The 16,946-nt window shown below is 63.4% G+C and carries 18 protein-coding genes; 8 read left to right on the top strand and 10 right to left on the bottom strand.

Annotation, left to right across the window (positions count from 1 at the left end):
• Positions 1–163 precede the first annotated feature (163 nt).
• The 5 genes from NKH33_RS04340 to NKH33_RS04320 all read right to left on the bottom strand — a co-directional run bounded on the left by NKH33_RS04340 (position 164) and on the right by NKH33_RS04320 (position 4,688).
• Complete coding sequence (locus NKH33_RS04340; RefSeq protein ID WP_352469435.1) at positions 164–532, bottom strand: hypothetical protein; 369 nt, start codon at positions 530–532, stop codon at positions 164–166.
• A 52-nt stretch (positions 533–584) separates the two neighbouring features.
• A complete protein-coding gene (locus tag NKH33_RS04335; RefSeq protein WP_352469436.1) occupies positions 585–1,199 on the bottom strand; it encodes a LysE family translocator in 615 nt (204 codons plus the stop codon).
• Positions 1,200–1,302: 103 nt separating this feature from the next.
• Complete coding sequence (locus NKH33_RS04330; RefSeq protein ID WP_352469437.1) at positions 1,303–2,763, bottom strand: amidase; 1,461 nt, start codon at positions 2,761–2,763, stop codon at positions 1,303–1,305.
• A 6-nt stretch (positions 2,764–2,769) separates the two neighbouring features.
• Positions 2,770–3,678, bottom strand: a complete 909-nt coding sequence (locus NKH33_RS04325) for a ribokinase (protein ID WP_352818293.1) — start codon at positions 3,676–3,678, stop codon at positions 2,770–2,772.
• A gap of 116 nt (positions 3,679–3,794) precedes the next feature.
• Entirely contained in the window at positions 3,795–4,688 is an 894-nt protein-coding gene (locus NKH33_RS04320; protein WP_352453988.1) for a methylated-DNA--[protein]-cysteine S-methyltransferase, read from the bottom strand.
• Positions 4,689–4,803: 115 nt separating this feature from the next.
• Here NKH33_RS04320 and NKH33_RS04315 point away from each other — a divergent pair, with 115 nt between their 5' ends.
• Positions 4,804–5,619 (top strand): class I SAM-dependent methyltransferase, encoded by an 816-nt coding sequence (locus tag NKH33_RS04315; protein ID WP_352469440.1) that lies wholly within the window; start codon positions 4,804–4,806, stop codon positions 5,617–5,619.
• A gap of 9 nt (positions 5,620–5,628) precedes the next feature.
• Here NKH33_RS04315 and NKH33_RS04310 read toward each other — a convergent pair whose 3' ends face one another.
• The gene (locus NKH33_RS04310) at positions 5,629–6,123 is read right to left on the bottom strand and encodes a DUF2244 domain-containing protein (RefSeq protein WP_023675281.1); all 495 of its coding nucleotides are present in this window, start codon (positions 6,121–6,123) and stop codon (positions 5,629–5,631) included.
• A gap of 22 nt (positions 6,124–6,145) precedes the next feature.
• On the opposite strand from NKH33_RS04310, the gene nth reads away from it, so the two are divergent.
• Positions 6,146–6,973 carry an endonuclease III gene (nth, locus tag NKH33_RS04305; RefSeq protein WP_352918304.1) on the top strand — a complete coding sequence of 276 codons (828 nt, stop codon included), beginning with the start codon at positions 6,146–6,148 and terminating at the stop codon, positions 6,971–6,973.
• A gap of 28 nt (positions 6,974–7,001) precedes the next feature.
• Here the strand turns inward: nth and NKH33_RS04300 are convergent, their stop codons facing one another.
• The 4 genes from NKH33_RS04300 to NKH33_RS04285 all read right to left on the bottom strand — a co-directional run bounded on the left by NKH33_RS04300 (position 7,002) and on the right by NKH33_RS04285 (position 10,688).
• A complete protein-coding gene (locus tag NKH33_RS04300) occupies positions 7,002–8,513 on the bottom strand; it encodes a tripartite tricarboxylate transporter permease (protein WP_352502656.1) in 1,512 nt (503 codons plus the stop codon).
• 9 nt (positions 8,514–8,522) lie between these two features.
• Positions 8,523–8,990, bottom strand: a complete 468-nt coding sequence (locus NKH33_RS04295) for a tripartite tricarboxylate transporter TctB family protein (protein ID WP_352469443.1) — start codon at positions 8,988–8,990, stop codon at positions 8,523–8,525.
• Between the two features lie 79 nt (positions 8,991–9,069).
• Complete coding sequence (locus NKH33_RS04290; RefSeq protein ID WP_352469444.1) at positions 9,070–10,047, bottom strand: tripartite tricarboxylate transporter substrate-binding protein; 978 nt, start codon at positions 10,045–10,047, stop codon at positions 9,070–9,072.
• A gap of 185 nt (positions 10,048–10,232) precedes the next feature.
• Positions 10,233–10,688, bottom strand: coding sequence for a DUF2214 family protein (locus tag NKH33_RS04285; RefSeq protein ID WP_352469445.1), 456 nt, complete (start codon positions 10,686–10,688; stop codon positions 10,233–10,235).
• A gap of 212 nt (positions 10,689–10,900) precedes the next feature.
• Between NKH33_RS04285 and NKH33_RS04280 the strand changes: the two genes are divergently transcribed.
• The 6 genes from NKH33_RS04280 to NKH33_RS04255 all read left to right on the top strand — a co-directional run bounded on the left by NKH33_RS04280 (position 10,901) and on the right by NKH33_RS04255 (position 16,919).
• On the top strand, positions 10,901–11,446 hold the full coding sequence (locus NKH33_RS04280; protein WP_502896413.1) for a GNAT family N-acetyltransferase: 546 nt from the start codon (positions 10,901–10,903) through the stop codon (positions 11,444–11,446).
• 207 nt (positions 11,447–11,653) lie between these two features.
• Positions 11,654–12,631, top strand: a complete 978-nt coding sequence (locus NKH33_RS04275; protein ID WP_352453995.1) for a Bug family tripartite tricarboxylate transporter substrate binding protein — start codon at positions 11,654–11,656, stop codon at positions 12,629–12,631.
• 155 nt (positions 12,632–12,786) lie between these two features.
• Positions 12,787–13,320, top strand: a complete 534-nt coding sequence (locus NKH33_RS04270; protein ID WP_352918376.1) for a tripartite tricarboxylate transporter TctB family protein — start codon at positions 12,787–12,789, stop codon at positions 13,318–13,320.
• A gap of 4 nt (positions 13,321–13,324) precedes the next feature.
• Positions 13,325–14,848 carry a tripartite tricarboxylate transporter permease gene (locus NKH33_RS04265; RefSeq protein ID WP_352469448.1) on the top strand — a complete coding sequence of 508 codons (1,524 nt, stop codon included), beginning with the start codon at positions 13,325–13,327 and terminating at the stop codon, positions 14,846–14,848.
• A gap of 15 nt (positions 14,849–14,863) precedes the next feature.
• A complete protein-coding gene (locus NKH33_RS04260; protein ID WP_352469449.1) occupies positions 14,864–16,048 on the top strand; it encodes a CaiB/BaiF CoA transferase family protein in 1,185 nt (394 codons plus the stop codon).
• Positions 16,049–16,067: 19 nt separating this feature from the next.
• Positions 16,068–16,919 carry a citryl-CoA lyase gene (locus NKH33_RS04255; protein WP_352469450.1) on the top strand — a complete coding sequence of 284 codons (852 nt, stop codon included), beginning with the start codon at positions 16,068–16,070 and terminating at the stop codon, positions 16,917–16,919.
• Positions 16,920–16,946 lie beyond the last annotated feature (27 nt).

Genomic DNA, 16,946 nt, shown 5'->3' with positions numbered 1-16,946 from the left:
GCGAAACTCTTCCCGAAGCAAAAGAATGCGGGTTCTAAGAGAAAGATTTGCCGGCCCCATACCTTAGAGTTGAGTAGCATAGGGGCTTTGTTCAAGAGCGATTCCCCGAAAAAGCCATGTCACTCGCGTCACCTTTGAAAACAGCTTATCGATCGATCGTCGTTCAATTTGCAAACCGGTAAAAGACGAAGCCATTGTCGCGCGTGACGCGCTCGATGCCTACGCGCGAGCCGATCAGATGCGGGAGGTCGTCGTAAACGAGGACCGTCGAACCGTTCTCAAGGACCAGCAGATATTGGATATTGCGCCCTTTACCCTGTCCACTTTTGATCGTCGCATCGACCGGGTCGACCGATCGGATCGGACTTGCGTCATTCGCCCATTTGTTCAGAGCCGACGGAACCATCGCCGCGAACAAAGCGATGAACAGGATCACGCCAAACGCGTTCCTTTTCAAATCCGCGTAACTCCACGGCATAGACATGAATCCCCAACTGTTGATCCATGTGGTGGCCTGAAGGCCGACTTTCAATCGGCTTTCCTATTCCAGGATGTTGCTGTTGGCGTCGCCGGGCTCGCGGCCGTTACTTCGCCTTGGAAAAGGCCAGCCACAGGCCGCCGCCGACCAGGAAGCTGCCGCTGATCCTCGACAAGAGCTTGAGGCGGCCGGCCGACAGCAGGCGTCCGGCGCGGCCGGCGGCCAGCGCGTAGGTCGAATCCGAGACTGCGGCGAAGATCATCGCGGTGAGACCCATGACGCCGATCTGTAGTGCGTAATTGCCTTCGGGAGCGATGAACTGCGGAAAGAAGGCGCCGAAGAACACTAGCGTCTTTGGATTGCTGATCGCCACCAGCAGGCCCTGCAGGAAGAAGCCGCCACGTGGCCTTTTTGCCGTTCCGTCGGCGTTCAGCTTGCCTTTCGAGCGGAACATCTGCACGCCCATCCAGATCAGGTAGGCGGCGCCGATCAGCCGGACCCACTCGAACCAGTGGCCCATGCCCGCGATCAGCGAAGTCAATCCGATGCCGACGATGGCGATCATGATGGCTAGCCCGGCCTGGGTGCCGGCGACATTGGCGAGCCCTGCGCGCGAGCCATGGCGGATGCTGTTGGCAATGATCAGCGTCACCGTCGGCCCCGGCACCAGGATGATGACGATGCAGGCGACGACATAGGTGGCGTAGAGTTCCAACGACATTTTTTCCCTCCACAGATGCCGCTCGTGCGGCGCGCTGTCGCGATCAATGCATGGCGATGAGTTGCGTGCAAGCCGGCGAGGCGCCGACAATGCGGAGTTGATTTCAGCAGGCGCCGGCCTGCCATGGCAGCGTTGTCTCATAGGCGGCAGCCGCCCTCAGCACGGAGAGGTCACCGCGCGGCCGCCCGATCAATTGCATGCCCATTGGCCTGCCCCTGGCGTCGAAGCCCGCCGGTACGTTGACCGCCGGGCAGCCGCCCAGCGTGGCGAGCGCTGAGACCTGCATCCAGCGGTGATAGCTGTCCATGGCACGCCCGGCCACTTCCCTTGGCCAGTGGGTGACGACATCGAAGGGAAAGACCTGTGCGGCTGGCAGCGCAATCAGGTCGAAACGCTCGAAGAGCGATAGCAGTATTCGGTGCCAGGACGAGCGCCTCACCGTGGCGGCATGGATCTGCGGCGCGGTGAGGCGCAGTGCATGTTCCACCTCCCACACGGCCTCCGGCTTCAGCAGGCTGCGTTTCGAGGGATCGTCGTAATGCGCCTTGAGCGCACAACCGCTGCTCGCCTGCCGAAGCGTTACAAATGCCTGCCACAGCGCTTCGAAGTCGCATTCCGGCATCAGCGGCTCGGCCTCGAAGGATACACCCGCGAACCGGCCGAGTGCTGCCTCGCAAAGCTGTAGAATGCCTGCTTCAACCGGCAGATGACCTTCGAGATCGCCGAGCCAGGCGATACGCCCGCCGGCCGCCGGCGTTTCCACCCCTTGGAGAAACGAGCCTGGCTTATCATGCGACAGCGGCGCGCGAGGATGGTAGCCGGCCTGCACGTCGAGCAGCAGCGCCATGTCCCGCACCTTACGCCCCATCGGCCCTTCGACGCCCATTTGCGCAAGAAACACATCAAGGTCAGGGCCGGCCGGCACCAATCCCTGCGATGGACGGAAGCCATAGACATTGTTGTAGGCAGCGGGATTGCGCAGGGAACCGCCAAAATCGCTGCCATCGGCAACGGGAACCATGTCGAGCGCCAGCGCGACCGCCGCACCGCCGCTCGAGCCGCCGGCGGTCAGCGCCGGGTCAAATGCGTTGAGCGTCTGTCCGAACACGGTGTTGTAGGTGTTGGAGCCGAGCCCGAATTCGGGAACGTTGGTCTTGCCGATGATGATCGCGCCGGCCTTGCGGACGCGCTCGACGAAGAAGTCGTCTTCCTCAGGCACAAAATCGGCGAAGATCGGCGAGCCGAAGGTGGTTCTCAGGCCTTTTGTCAGCGCAAGATCCTTGATCGCGATCGGCAGGCCGAACAGCGATCCGGTATCTCCACCTCGCGCCAGATGAGCGTCAGCGCTGTCGGCCTCGCGCAGGATGTCGGCACGCTCACGCAATGAAACGATAGCGTTGACCAGCGGGTTCACCGCCTCGATCCTGTCGAGGAATGCCGCGACCACTTCGCGCACCGAAAGCTGCCGGCGCCGGATCTTCCCGGCAAGCGCCACGGCAGACAGGCGGCAGATGTCGCCGGCGGGCGGCACCGCATGCTTGGTCGTCGGGCGCATGGCTGTCATCCGGCTTCAGCCTGTAGATTTCTGCAGAGCGGCATCGACGTCCCTGGCCAGCGGGATGGCCGGCTGTGCACCGGCTTTCAGGCAGGCCAGCGAACCGGCTGCGGCAGCGCGGGCAAGCGCCTGGTCGAGCGGCAGGCCGGCTGCCAGCCCGGCTGCAAAATAGCCGCAGAACGTGTCGCCGGCGCCGACCGTATCGAGCGGACTGATCTTCAGCGCCGGAACCATCAGGAGATCGTCCGGCGTTGCCGCCAGAACGCCGTCCGCGCCAAGCGTGACGACGATGGTGCGGCCGGTTCTCGCGGCATAGTCGCGCATCCGTGCCGGGCGGTCGCGGCCATTCAACGACAGCGCCTCGCCATAGAGGTCGAACTCGGTTTCGTTGGCGACGACATAGTCGGCCTTGCCGAGGAAGCCGGCCGCGTCGCCATGGAAAGGGGCGGTGTTGAGCACGGTGATCGCGGCGGCTGTCCTTGCCGCGTCGAGTGCTGCCTCGACGGTCTGCAGCGGGATCTCCAGTTGCAGCAGCACGACGTCGTCGTTTTTTACGAAAGCCTTGGAAAGGTCACCCGGCACGACCGAATCATTGGCGCCCGGCACAACGGCGATCACGTTCTCGCCGTCGGCGCCGACCATGATCAACGCGGTACCGGTCGAGGCAAAGGTCTCGCCGACGCCGGACAGGTCGATCTTGCCGTCGCGCAGCAGCGCCAGAGCGTCGCTGGCGAAGCTGTCCTTGCCGACCGCGCCGACCATGCGCACCTTGGCGCCGGCGCGGGCGGCGGCCAGCGCCTGGTTGGCGCCCTTGCCGCCGGGGGCAGTAGCGAAACCGGAGCCGCGCACGGTCTCGCCGGGACCGGGCAAGCGGTCGACACTGGCGATGAGATCGAGATTGATGGAGCCGATGACGACGATCAAGAAGTGCCTCCCGCTAGCGCATACCACTCTAATTGCGCGGGAAGCTACTCCGTAAGATCGCTGCTTGTCACCCTAGCGGTCCTTGCATCGCTCCAATCGTTCCATTCGTTGGCTATTCAAGAAGAGACCTGTCCCGCCTCCCAGCCGAGGATGGCGCGTTTGCGGGTCAGACCCCAATGGTAGCCGGTGAGTGCGCCGGACTTGCCGAGAGCCCGGTGGCACGGCACGACGAAGGACATCGGATTGGCACCGACCGCGGCACCGACAGCCCGGCTGGCACTCGGTGCGCCGATGCGCGCCGCGATCGAGGAATAGGTGCAGGCCTGGCCCATCGGAATGCGCAGCAAGGCCTCCCAGACACGGACCTGGAAGTCTGTGCCGATCATGACAACGCGCAGCGGCTGGTCGGCGCGCCACAGCGACGGATCGAAGATGCGCGCGGCATAGGGTGCCGTCGCCGCCATGTCCTCGACATAGGTCGCATTCGGCCAGCGGCTGGACATGTCGGCAAAGGCCGCACGCTCGCCGCCGGGGTCGTTGAAGGCGAGGCCGGCGAGGCCGCGGTCAGTCACCATGATCAGCGCGATGCCGAAAGGCGAGATATGATAGCCGTAGCGGATGGTGAGCCCTGCGCCGCGGGTCTTGTAATCCCCCGGCGACATCGCTTCGTGGGTGACGAACAGATCATGCAGCCGGCCTGGGCCGGACATGCCGAGTTCGAACGAGGTTTCAAGCAGCGGCATGCCGGCATCGAGCAGCTTGCGCGCATGATCGAGGGTGACGGCCTGCAGAAAAGCCTTGGGCGACAGGCCGGCCCAGCGGGTGAACAGCTTCTGCAGCCCGGTCGGCGTCTCGCCGACCTCCTCGGCCAGCACTTCCAACGAAGGCTGGTCGCGATAGTCGAGGCTGATCTTTTCGATGGCACGACGGACGATTTCGTAGTCTCCACCTTCAGGCGTGATGTCTTTCTGAAGGATTGCTGTCGTTTTGAGAGGCATTTGGGCGTTCATGGCAGTATCTCCTTGAGTGCGAATATCGTCCTTCGCGGCGCCGATCACCACCCGAAACTTGCTTTCCCGCGGCATGTACCCAGATAGAGCTGGGCTTTGAATGGGGAGGACGGTCGTGGCTGGTGAAAAAGTAAACCTGACCGGGGCAAAGGAGACTTTGCTTTTGACACTTTACGGCAAGGCGCTGGAGAGCCGGCTGCCCAATTCGCTGCTCAGGGACTACTTTGCCGACGAGGCGGTGCGCAACATCGACTATGATTTCTCACGGCTCAAGGTCGACAACAATCTCGGCGTCGGTCTAGCAATCAGGGCAAAGACGCTGGACGTCTGCGTTCAGGACTTTCTCGCCCGAAATCCTGACGCCATCGTACTGCATCTCGGGTGTGGGCTCGATACGCGCGTATTCCGTATCGATCCGCCAGCCGGCGTGGACTGGTTCGACGTCGACTATCCCGAAGTCATCGACCTCAGGCGCAAGCTCTATCCCGTGCGGGATCACTACCACCTGATCGCTTCGTCGGTCACCGAACCGGGATGGCTGAACGAAGTACCTCGGGATCGCCCGGCCATAGTCGTGGCGGAAGGCCTGACTCCCTACCTGGGCGCCGAAGAGGGGCAGCAACTGTTTTCTCGTTTGGTGGGACATCTTTCGAGCGGCGAACTGGTTTTCGATGCCTATAGTCGCCTGGGCCTGAAGATCATTCGCCTCAATTCCTCCTTCCGCGCCACCGGTGCCGAGGTCCATTGGAGCATCGAGAACCCGCATGAGTTGGAGCGAGCCGTTCCGAAGCTGCGGTTCGTCGAGGACATCCCTGCCTATAAGCCGGAACATGCCGCTCGCATGCGCTGGTTCGCGAAACTGTTTGTTCGCCTTTGGAAATACATTCCAGCATTGCGCAAGATCGGCAGGCTGTTGCGCTATCGGTTCTGAAACGCTGGCTCAGCGCGCCTTAGCGGCTGCCAGAGCGCGCGAAAATGCGGTGGCAAAACTCTCGCGGTCGGCGGGGTTGAGAAAGCCGCCGATCGAGACGGTTTTTCCTTGCGCCTCGACCGCCATTCTGGTGATGCCGATCTCGGCGTGGCGGGCGATCGAAAAGCGCGCCCAGAACGGATTGAAGCGGTGTGCTTCCGATTTGCCTGACGGGGCAGTCTTGCGGATGTCGAGGCTGGTGCGCGACACCGATACCTCCTCGCGAGCCCGGGCGGCACGATAATTGGCGCGGAAGGCGATGTAGACGGCGATCACGTCGAGGCCGAAGAAGCCGAACACCGGCCAGGCGCCGCGCGACAGAAAAAAAGCTCCGGTCACCAGCCAGCCGAACAGCAGGGCGCCCATCAGTATGGCAAAGCCGGTCTTGCCCAGCGACCGGTGCGGTGTCAGCAGCGCCTGGAAAAATGGCTCGTCGGCCTGAAATGAGGCGTTTGTGTCGCTCATTGGGGAATATTATAGGAAGGCAATGACAAGCCCCAAGCCCAAAAACTCTTCTGCGCTAAAAAAAGACCTGTTGCCCGGCCGCCGCGACGGCTCGAACGCCAAGCGGCGTCCGCGGCCCGCAAGATCGCGGGCGCTTTACAGCGCGGCCGAGGTGCATGAGATTTTCCGGCGCTTTTCCGTTCAGCGGCCGGAACCGAGGGGCGAGCTCGAACATATCAACGCCTTCACGCTGTTGGTGGCGGTGGTGCTTTCGGCTCAGGCGACGGACGCCGGCGTCAACAAGGCGACGCGGGCGCTGTTCAAAATTGCCGACACGCCGCAAAAGATGCTGGCGCTGGGCGAGGCCAAGCTCGGCGACCATATCCGCACCATCGGGCTATGGCGCAACAAGGCCAAGAACGTCATCGCGCTGTCGGAGGCGCTGATCCGCGACCATGGCGGCGAGGTGCCTGAGGATCGCGATCAACTGGTCGAGCTGCCGGGTGTCGGCCGCAAGACCGCCAACGTCGTGCTCAATGTGGCATTCGGCCAGCATACGATGGCGGTCGACACGCACATCTTCCGCATCGGTAACAGGCTCGGCCTGGCGCCGGGCAAGACGCCGGAACAGGTCGAGCAAGGTTTCCTGAAGATCATTCCGGATGAATATATGCGGCACGCGCATCATTGGATGATCCTGCACGGCCGCTATGTCTGCAAGGCGCGCAAGCCGGATTGCCCGGCCTGCGTCATCGCCGATATCTGCAAGGCCAAGGAAAAGACGACCAGCGTGCCTGCACCGCTGGTGGAGATCGCGCCGCTCGGGCCAGGAGAAGCGGCTACTGAGTCAGTGCCCGGCAAGCGACTGTGAAGTTCCTCGCATGTGGCGCCGTCCACGTTCAGGAACTCTCTTCGACAAACACCTCCTCGCGCTTCTTCTTGACCGCGGGGAGAAACACGATGACGAGCACGGCAAGCGCGATGAGGAGCAGGCTGGCGCTGATCGGCCGCGTCACGAAGGTGCTCGGATCGCCGCGCGAGAGGATCATGGCGCGGCGCAGGTTTTCCTCGAGCAGCGGGCCGAGCACGAAGCCGAGCAGCAGCGGCGCAGGTTCGCAGCGCAGCTTGGTCAGGAGGTAGCCAAGCAAGCCGAAGAAGGCGACGGCATAGAGGTCGTAGACGTTGGTGTTGACGCTGTAAACGCCGATCGAGCAGAACGCCATGATGATCGGGAAGAGCACGTAGTAGGGGATGGTAAGAAGTTTCACCCAAAGCCCGATCAGCGGCAGGTTCAAGATGATCAGCATCAGATTGCCGATCCACATCGAGGTGATGATACCCCAAAACAGCGCAGGCTGTTCGATGGCGACATTGGGGCCGGGCACGATGCCCTGGATGATCATAGCGCCGATCATCAGCGCCATTACCGGGTTGGCCGGAATGCCGAGCGTCAGCATCGGGATGAAGGAGGTTTGGGCGCCGGCATTGTTGGCCGATTCCGGTCCGGCGACGCCTTCGATGGCGCCCTTGCCGAATTCCCCGGGATTTTTCGAGACACGTTTTTCGACGGTGTAGGAGGCAAAGGCGGCAAGGATCGCGCCGCCTCCCGGCAGGATGCCGAGCGCCGAACCGATGATCGTTCCGCGCACGATGGGAGCCGCCATGCGCCGAAAATCTTCGCGGGTCGGCATAAGGCCGGAGATCTTTCGGATCAGCACGGAACGCTCATGCTCGTTTTCGAGGTTGCGCAGTATCTCGGCGACGCCGAAGACACCGACCGCCACTGCGACGAAATTCAGCCCGTCGGCATATTCGCGGATGCCGAGCGTGAAACGGGGTGTACCGGTGTAGATATCGGTGCCGACAAGGCCGAGCAGCAGGCCGAGCACGACCATGGCCAGCGCCTTGACGATCGAGCCGTGGGCGAGCGCGACGGACGAGACCAGACCGACAATCATCAGCGAAAAATACTCGGCAGCACCGAATTTCAACGCTATCGCCGTCAGCGGCGGGGCAAAGATGGCGACGAGGAAGGTCGACACCGTGCCGGCAAAGAACGAGCCTATCGCCGCGGTCGCCAGTGCCGCCCCGGCGCGGCCTTTCCTGGCCATCTGGTAGCCGTCGATGGCGGTGACGGCCGACGAGGATTCGCCGGGCATGTTGATGAGAATAGCGGTAGTCGAGCCGCCATACTGCGCGCCGTAATAGATGCCGGCGAGCATGATCAGGGAGGAAACCGGATCGCCGATCTGGAAGGTGATCGGCAACAGCATGGCAATGGTTGCGGTGGCGCCGATACCGGGCAGGACACCAATCAGCGTGCCGAGAAGGACACCGATCAGGCAGAAACCGAGGTTTGCCAAAGATGTGGCCGTCGAAAAGCCGAGTGCGAGATTGTTGAGGAGTTCCATTTCATCTCCTCACAACGACAGTGGCAACCACGGGCCGAAACGCCGGAACGGCAGGCCGAGTGCGTAGCTGAAGATGGCGAACGCGAACAGCGTCAGGCCGGCCGACAGCACGAGCGCGGTCAGCGGCTTCATGCGGCCGCTGGCAAACGATGCGATCAGCGCCGCCAGGAAGATCGATGGGATGAAGCCGAGGCCGCGCACCGTCAGGCCGAAGAAGATCGGAGCAGGCAGGATGAACAGCATGCCGCGCCACGCAATGTAACCGATCGGCTCGCTCTCGAAGCGCACTGCCTCGACTAGGATGACGGCGCCGAGCAGAATGAGCACGATCGCCAGAACCAGGGGGAAATAGCCCGGCCCCATGCGAAAGGCGGTGCCGATTTCGAGGCCCAGCGACTGCAGCGCGAAAAAGACGCCAATAAAGATCAACAGCGCGGCGCATATGCCGTTGGCTCTGTCGATTGCGAAAGGTTTCATGACGTCCTCCCGGCCCGCCTCACGGGCGTGCCGATGCCGGTGTAAAAACGGGGCGCCGGCGGCGCCCCGTTAAAAACCTTTAGTCGGCGTACTGGCCGGCCGCTTCGATGATCGGCTTCCAGCGCGCAATCTCACTTTCCAGCTTGGCCTTGAGCGCGGCCGGCGTGGCATCGGCCTCGGGCGACGGCTTGGTGCCGAGTTCGGCAAATCGGGCGACGACGTTCTGGTCCTTCAGCGCCACCTGCAGAGATTTCGACAGGCGTTCGGTGATCTCGGCCGGCGTGCCCTTGGGTGCATAGATGCCGTGCCAGATGCCGACCTGCACCTGGGGAAGACCGGCCTCTATCGTCGTCGGCACGTCCGGCAGCACGTCTAGCCGTTGCGGCGAGGTTACGGCATAAGCCTTGATCGTGCCGCCCTGGATCTGCTTGGTGGTATTGGTCGTCTGGTCGCACATGATGTCGACCTGGCCGCCGAGAAGATCGGTCATGGCCGGGCCGGTGCCCTTATATGGTACGGTGACCAGCGGCGTGCCGATGGCGCTCATAAACAGCATGCCGCACAGATGCGAGGCGGCACCGATCCCGGCATTGGCAACGGTGATGCTGTCCTTGTTAGCCTTGGCGTAGTCGACCAGCCCCTTCAGATCGGTCGGCTCGAGGTCCTTGCGGCCGACGATGGTCATCGGCACCTCGGTGACGAGGCCGACATATTCGAATGCGTTCAGCGTGTCGTAGGCGAGCTTTCTGTAGAGCGTAGCACTTGTCGCCATGCCGATGTGATGGAGGAGCAGCGTGTAGCCGTCAGGCTCGGCATTTGCGACGCGGCCCGCGCCCAGTGTGCCGCCGGCGCCGCCGACATTCTCGACGATGACCTGCTGGCCGAGGTCCTTCGACATGGCTTCCGCGACAAGACGCGTGACGGTGTCAGTCGGGCCGCCGGCCGAAAACGGCACGACAATGCTGATCGTGCGTTCGGGGTAGGTCTGCGCGCCAGCGGCCGGTGGGTAAAGCATGGCGGCCGCAACGGCAGCCAGCGCGGCGACGAATTTTCTCATCGTGATTCCTCCCAGGATACGAATTACCAACCGCTGCGCGGAGTTCCTCTCAAAACCGAATGTAGATGGAGCAATAACTAGCGCAACCCGACAAATGACAATCAGCCTCGAACGGCAAACTGCACGTTTGTCCGCGCAAATGAGTGGAAAGGTTGGGCCGCGCGATGCCCTTCCTCCGACCTATCTTAATAACCGTAGCCGCGCGCCATCGCCGCCGCGAACACCGGGATCAAGAGGAAGATGAAGGCCTCGGTGCGGACATAGCTGCGAACGGACGCTAGCTCCGCCGCAGGCACCTGGAAGCCGGGACTGGCGCTCGCCTGCCTGTTCCAGGACAGGAATCGGACGGTCGGGATAATCGACAACAGGCCGACAATTGCGAAGGCGGCCATCTTTGCCCAGAACATCCAGTTGTAGACGTAGAATTCCCAGCCCTTGAGACCATAGATGACGCGGCCGATGCCGGCGACGATGATCAGCATGGCGATGATGCCGTAGTGGCGATCGATGCCGACAAGCCGCTTCAGCGTCGCGGCGGACAAGTCGCTGCGGATCAGGACGAACTCGGCGCCGATGATGCCTGCCAGCGAAAACACCAGCAGATGATGGAAGATGGCAAGCACAAGGTCGGTCGTGTCCATGCTGTTTTCCCTCTGTCGGACGGCAGCGCCGGAACCCAACGCGCCTGAACCAGTACTGGAGAAAAACTAACACCGCCTGGCAGGATTCACATCAGCCTGGAAGATGATCTACACAGCCTTGGCTCTTGTTTTTCGCAACGGATTTGGATTTCCCGTCTCGGGCGTGTCGCTGTCCCCACTTTTGGAAGACCTGCACGGGCAACAACCGAGACATGACCATGGCCAGTCCGCATACAATTGTCGCCCCAGTAATTGAGACCTCGCGCACGGTCCTGCGGCCGCACCGGCTTGACGATTTCGACGCCTATGTCGCGATGTGGGCCGATCCCGCCGTCACCCGCTTTATCGGCGGCAAGCCGCGCACGCGGGAGGAAAGCTGGATGCGCTTCCTGCGCCACGCCGGCCTGTGGTCGCTTCTGGGCTACGGCTTCTGGGCGATCGAGGAAAAAGCGACTGGCCGCTTCATCGGCGAGGCCGGCTTTCACGATCTGAAACGCGACATGACGCCGTCGATCGAGGGCATTCCGGAGGCCGGCTGGGCTCTGGTTTTGGGCGCGCATGGCCACGGGTTGGCCAGCGAAGTCGTCGCACGGGTGCTTGCCTGGGGCGACGAGACGTTCGGCGCCGCGAAGACCGTCTGCATCATCGATCCGGAAAACACCGGATCGCTGAACGTCGCGGCAAAATGTGGTTATGGCGAAGTGCTGCGAACCGTCTACCAAGGCAAGCCGACCATCCTGCTGGAGCGGCAACCCTGACGGATGTTGTTTGGCACTGCCTGCCACGTCGTCTTCGGGCGTCCGGTTCGCCAGCCTGAAAATCGTGCAGGCCGATTGTGCCGCATGCGGCGTGTTCTGTCTTTGACAGGAAGACGCAAACTCTGCATGAATTTTATCGAGCGGGTCTGAAGTCAGGCCACGTTTCTGGCAGGCACCGGAGGAGGTGTCGCGATTTGGAGGAATCCCATGCTGAACAGACGCCGATTCTTGATGAGCACCGCGGCAGCAGGTGCTGCCGGACTCGCGGCATCGCATTTTATTCCCGCCTTCGCGCAGGACGCGCCGCAGCTGCAGATTTTCGTGCCAGCGGCGCCGGGCGGCGGCTGGGACCAGACGGCGCGCGCCATGGACCAGGTGCTGCGCAGCGAAAAACTGATCTCCGGCTCGCAGATCACCAATGTCGGCGGCGCCGGCGGTACTGTCGGCCTGCCGCAATTCGTCAACCAGTGGAAGGGCAAGGGCAATGCGCTGATGGTGGCTGGCATGGTCATGGTCGGCGCGATCATCGCCAACAAGGCGGCTAACAACCTTACCGAAGTCACGCCAATCGCCCGCCTTACTGGCGAGTTCGAGGCGCTTGTGGTGCCGGCCGCCTCGCCATTCAAGACTGCGGCCGACTTTGTTGCCGCCCTCAAAGCCGACCCGACGCAGGTTCCGGTCGCCGGCGGTTCGGCTGGCGGCTCGGACCACATCTTGTTCGGCCTCATCGCCAAGACCGTCGGTGTTCCGGCCACCAATCTCTCCTATGTGCCGTTTGCCGGCGGCGGCGAGGCGCTGTCGGCGCTGCTCGGCAACCAGGTCGCGGCCGGCATCTCCGGCTATGGCGAGTTCGCCGAACAGGTCAAGGCGGGTGCGCTGCGGCTGCTGGCCATCTCCGCGGATAAACGCCAGGAGGGAATTGATGCGCCGACGATGAAGGAAGCCGGCATCGATGTCGAGCTGTTCAACTGGCGCGGCGTCTTCGCACCGCCCGGCGTCTCGGACGCCGACAAGGCAGCAATGATCAAGCTGATCGAGACCATGGCCAAGAGCGACGCCTGGGCCACCGAATGCAAGAACCGTAACTGGACGCAGATCCTGCTCACCGGTGACGATTATGCGAAATTCGTCGCCGAAGACACGGCCCGCATCGGGACGATCCTCAAGGACCTCGGCCTGGCGTGATGCTCTCGGCAAGGGGCGGCCTGCGCCCAACCCTTGCCGATTTTCGCCAGCCGCATGGACATACGCGGCGCCGGAGGTGAAACTAGGCCGAGATCGGCCGAGTGAGACCGGTCCAGGGAGAACCGGCCCTCGGGGCTGGCATTGGGAGGACGATGATGAGCACCAGCGACCAGCAGGCGCCGCCGCGCCTTGCAGTGCCCGAACTGCTGATCGGCGTTGGGCTCCTCGCCTGTGCGGGTGCGGTTGCCTGGCAGACGCTGGCAATCCCGGTCTCGCCGCTCTATTCCAAGGTCGGTCCGACCGTCTTTCCCTACATCACCATGACCGGGATGATGATCCTGTCGCTGCTGCTCATCATTGCCGCCTTGCGGGGCGGATGGGAGCCGGAGGACGAAAAGGAGACGCCGACCGACTGGAAGGCGATGGGCATCGTCGCCCTCGGACTGATCGCCAATCTGGTGCTGATCCAGCCGCTCGGCTTTACCGCGGCATCTGTCATCATGTTCGTTCTCATCTGCCACGGTTTCGGCAGCCGGCGTCCGCTGCGTGACGTGCTGCTCGGGCTGATCCTGGCGCTGGCCGCCTATTTCGGCTTTGCCAGGGCGCTTGGCGTCAATATCGGTGCCGGCTTCATCGAAAACCAGCTGAATGCGACCGTCGATTCGATCGTTGCCATGCTGAGGGGCTGACGCCATGGAAACGCTTGGCCATCTCGCGCACGGATTTTCGGTCGCCTTCTCGCCGATCAATCTCATATGGTGCCTGGTCGGCACCACGCTGGGGACTGCCATCGGCGTGCTGCCCGGCCTCGGGCCGGCACTGACCATCGCGCTGCTGTTGCCGATCACCTATCAGGTGGCGCCGGAGGCATCCTTCATCCTGTTTGCCGGCATCTACTACGGCGCCATGTATGGCGGCTCGACGACATCGATCCTGCTCAACACGCCTGGCGAAAGCGCCACCATCGTCACCGCGCTGGAAGGCAACCGGATGGCCCGCTCCGGCCGTGGCGGTGCGGCCCTGGCGACCTCGGCGATCGGCTCCTTCGTCGCCGGCACGCTGGGCACGATCGGCGTTGCCTTCCTGGCGCCGATCGTCGTCAAATTCGCGCTGGCCTTCGGCCCGGCCGAATATTTCTCGCTGATGGTGCTGGCCTTCATCACGGTTTCGGCGGTGCTCGGCTCGTCTTCGGTGCGCGGCCTGACCAGTCTGTTCGTCGGCTTCGTCGTCGGCATGATTGGCGTCGACCTGCAGACGGGGCAGCCGCGCTTCACCTTCGGCATGAGCGAATTGTTGGACGGCGTCGACGTCATCGTCGTCGCCGTTGGCCTGTTCGCCGTTGGCGAGACGCTTTACATGGCCTCGCGCCGCTATGCCGGCAAGGACGATATCGTGCCGTTGAAGGGCTCGCTCTACATGACCGCGGCCGAATGGGCGCGCTCGTGGAAGCCATGGCTGCGCGGTGCCCTGATCGGCTTCCCGATCGGTGCCATGCCGGCCGGCGGCGCCGAAATCCCGACCTTCCTCTCCTATGCGATCGAGAAGAAACTCTCCAGACACAAGGAGGAGTTCGGCACCGTCGGCGCCATCGAGGGCGTTGCCGGGCCGGAGGCCGCCAACAATGCATCCGCGGCCGGCGTGCTGGTGCCGATGCTGACGCTCGGCCTGCCGACCTCGGCGACGGCCGCGATCATGCTGTCGGCGTTCCAGAGCTACGGTATCAATCCGGGGCCGCTGCTGCTGACGACGCAGGCCGACCTGGTGTGGGGGCTGATCGCCAGCCTGTTCATCGCCAATGTCATCCTCGTCGTCCTCAACCTGCCGCTGATCGGGCTCTGGGTGCGATTGCTGAAGATCCCGGCGCCGCAGCTCTATGCCGGCATCCTCGTGTTCGCCACGGTCGGCACCTACGGTATCTCGCAATCGCCGATCGACCTCGTCATCCTCTATCTGCTCGGTGCCGCCGGCTTCCTGATGCGGCGTTTCGATTTCCCGACCGCGCCGGTCATCATCGGCATGATTCTCGGGCCGCTTGCGGAAACGCAGTTCCGCCGCGCGATGACCATCTCGAACGGCGATTGGACGGTGTTCTACAAGCATCCGCTGTCGCTGACGCTGCTGACGCTGGCCTTCATCGGCCTGGTTGGACCGCATATCTGGGCCTACATCGAGCACAGGCGCATGCGTGGACCGGAGCACGTGCCGGGCGATGCCTGAGCTGTTCGTGACGTCATGACAGACCTGCTTTCCGGCATCCGCGTCCTTGACCTGACCAATGTGCTGGCCGGCCCCTATTGCGCCTACCAGCTGGCGTTGCTCGGGGCCGACGTCATCAAGGTCGAGACGCCGCAAGGTGGTGATCTGGCGCGCCAGCTCGGCGCCTCGCCGGAGCTCAACCGGGCGGGCATGGGCGCTTCGTTCCTGGCGCAGAATGCCGGCAAACGCTCGGTGGCGCTCGATCTCAAGCAGGAGGCCGACCGCGAACGCTTCCTCGATCTGGTCGCTTCGGCCGACGCGCTGGTCGAGAATTTCCGCCCCGGCGTAATGGACCGGCTGGGGCTTGGCCATGCCAGGCTGAAGGAGGTCCGGCCAAGCCTTGTCTACTGTGCGATATCGGGCTTCGGCCAGACCGGGCCGATGCGCGACAATCCAGCCTACGACCAGATTATCCAGGGTCTTTCCGGCATCATGAGCATCACCGGTACACCGGAAACGGCGCCGCTGCGTGTCGGCTATCCCGTCGCCGATACGCTTGGCGGGCTGGTCGGAGCCTTCGCCATTACCGCCGCACTGGTCAAGCAGAAGACGACTGGCGAGGGCGCGTTCCTCGACGTGTCGATGCTCGAATGCACGCTTTCTGCGCTCGGCTGGCCGGTGTCGAACTATCTGACGGCGGACGTCGAGCCGCAGCCGATGGGCAATGAAAACATGACGGCCGCACCGTCTGGCGCGTTTCGCACCGGCGACGGCTTGCTCAACATCGCCGCCAACAAGCAAGAGCAGTTCGTCACACTGTGCCGGTTGATCGGTCGGCCGGAGTTGGCGTCGGATGTCCGCTTTGCCGAGCGCGAAACGCGCAAGCAGAACCGCATTGCATTGAAAGCGCTGATCGAGGATGCCTTGGCGAGCGGCTCGGCCGCCGCCTGGGAGGAGACGTTCAATCGCGCCGGCGTGCCGGCAGGCCGGGTGCTGACAATCCCGCAGGTACTGCAAGAGAGACAAGTGATCGAGCGCGGCATGACGGTACGCTTCCAGGCCGTGTCCGGGATGGCTAGGCCGCTGACCGTGGTGCGCGGCGGCTTCATGGTCGATGGCGAGGCACCTTTGCCGAGCAGGCCGCCGCCGGGGCTGGGCGAGCATATGGACGAAGTTTTTGCCAACCTGCCGCCACGCGCCAAGAAAAGAGCGAAGGCATGAGCGGCACGGAAAAGAAGCCATGAGCGACACGGAAAACAAGGCTGGCCGCGCGCGCGGCGAGGAATGGTGGCAGACCGGCATCATCGAGATGCGCCCCGGCGTCATCCGGCTGCGCGGCTATGAAATCCAGGATCTGATCGGTCGCGTCAGCTTTCCGGCAATGATCTGGCTCATGCTGCGCGGCGAACTGCCGAGCGAGGAGCAGGCGGCGCTGCTCGGCATCGCGCTGGGTGCTGCCGTCGACCATGGGCCGCAGGCGCCGTCGATCGCCATCGCCCGCATGGCGATCACGTGCGGCGTCGGCATCAACAGCGCCATGGCATCTGCCATCAACGTGCTTGGCGATGTGCATGGCGGCGCCGGCGAACAGGCGCTTTCCTTCTACGGCGACATCGCCGCTGAAGTGGACGCCGGCGTGCCCCTCACGGGCGCCGTGTCGCTGCGGGTTGATCATTTCCTTGCTGGGGAGGACGGTTATGTGCCCGGGCTCGGCCATCGCTTCCACCCGGTCGACCCGCGGGCGCCCCGCCTCATCGAGCTGACCCGTGACTTTGCCGCGCGCGGCGTCGTCAGCGGGCGCTTCGCCGATATCGCCGAGATGGTCGAGGCCGAGGTTTCGCGGCGCAAGGGCAAAAAAATCCCGCTCAATATCGACGGCGCCACGGCCGTCATCTACGGCGAGCTCGGCTTCCCGCCGCCGCTGACGCGGGGCCTTTTCGTGCTGTCGCGCTCCGTCGGCATCCTCGCACATGCATGGGAACAGTCGCAGGAGAGCGAACGCAACAAAGGGCCACTGCCGCGCGAATGGCTGTGGGCCTATACCGGCACGCCGGCGCGGCCTCTGCCCGAGGAAGACGATGGCAGTCAGTGAGGCATCGGTTCAAGAGACGGGGGCGGC

It is taken from the genome of Mesorhizobium sp. M1182 (assembly GCF_040318335.1).
Classification (GTDB): domain Bacteria; phylum Pseudomonadota; class Alphaproteobacteria; order Rhizobiales; family Rhizobiaceae; genus Mesorhizobium.
This window is presented reverse-complemented; position numbering and strand designations above follow the sequence as displayed.

What these genes read in the sequence shown, in the direction of transcription:
- NKH33_RS04335 (WP_352469436.1), bottom strand. Translation starts at nt 1,199, where the DNA reads ATGTCGTTGGAACTCTACGCCACCTATGTCGTCGCCTGCATCGTCATC.
- NKH33_RS04330 (WP_352469437.1), bottom strand. Translation starts at nt 2,763, where the DNA reads ATGACAGCCATGCGCCCGACGACCAAGCATGCGGTGCCGCCCGCCGGC.
- NKH33_RS04320 (WP_352453988.1), bottom strand. Translation starts at nt 4,688, where the DNA reads ATGAACGCCCAAATGCCTCTCAAAACGACAGCAATCCTTCAGAAAGAC.
- NKH33_RS04310 (WP_023675281.1), bottom strand. Translation starts at nt 6,123, where the DNA reads ATGAGCGACACAAACGCCTCATTTCAGGCCGACGAGCCATTTTTCCAG.
- nth (WP_352918304.1), top strand. Translation starts at nt 6,146, where the DNA reads ATGACAAGCCCCAAGCCCAAAAACTCTTCTGCGCTAAAAAAAGACCTG.
- NKH33_RS04300 (WP_352502656.1), bottom strand. Translation starts at nt 8,513, where the DNA reads ATGGAACTCCTCAACAATCTCGCACTCGGCTTTTCGACGGCCACATCT.
- NKH33_RS04295 (WP_352469443.1), bottom strand. Translation starts at nt 8,990, where the DNA reads ATGAAACCTTTCGCAATCGACAGAGCCAACGGCATATGCGCCGCGCTG.
- NKH33_RS04290 (WP_352469444.1), bottom strand. Translation starts at nt 10,047, where the DNA reads ATGAGAAAATTCGTCGCCGCGCTGGCTGCCGTTGCGGCCGCCATGCTT.
- NKH33_RS04285 (WP_352469445.1), bottom strand. Translation starts at nt 10,688, where the DNA reads ATGGACACGACCGACCTTGTGCTTGCCATCTTCCATCATCTGCTGGTG.
- NKH33_RS04280 (WP_502896413.1), top strand. Translation starts at nt 10,901, where the DNA reads ATGACCATGGCCAGTCCGCATACAATTGTCGCCCCAGTAATTGAGACC.
- NKH33_RS04275 (WP_352453995.1), top strand. Translation starts at nt 11,654, where the DNA reads ATGCTGAACAGACGCCGATTCTTGATGAGCACCGCGGCAGCAGGTGCT.
- NKH33_RS04270 (WP_352918376.1), top strand. Translation starts at nt 12,787, where the DNA reads ATGAGCACCAGCGACCAGCAGGCGCCGCCGCGCCTTGCAGTGCCCGAA.
- NKH33_RS04265 (WP_352469448.1), top strand. Translation starts at nt 13,325, where the DNA reads ATGGAAACGCTTGGCCATCTCGCGCACGGATTTTCGGTCGCCTTCTCG.
- NKH33_RS04260 (WP_352469449.1), top strand. Translation starts at nt 14,864, where the DNA reads ATGACAGACCTGCTTTCCGGCATCCGCGTCCTTGACCTGACCAATGTG.
- NKH33_RS04255 (WP_352469450.1), top strand. Translation starts at nt 16,068, where the DNA reads ATGAGCGACACGGAAAACAAGGCTGGCCGCGCGCGCGGCGAGGAATGG.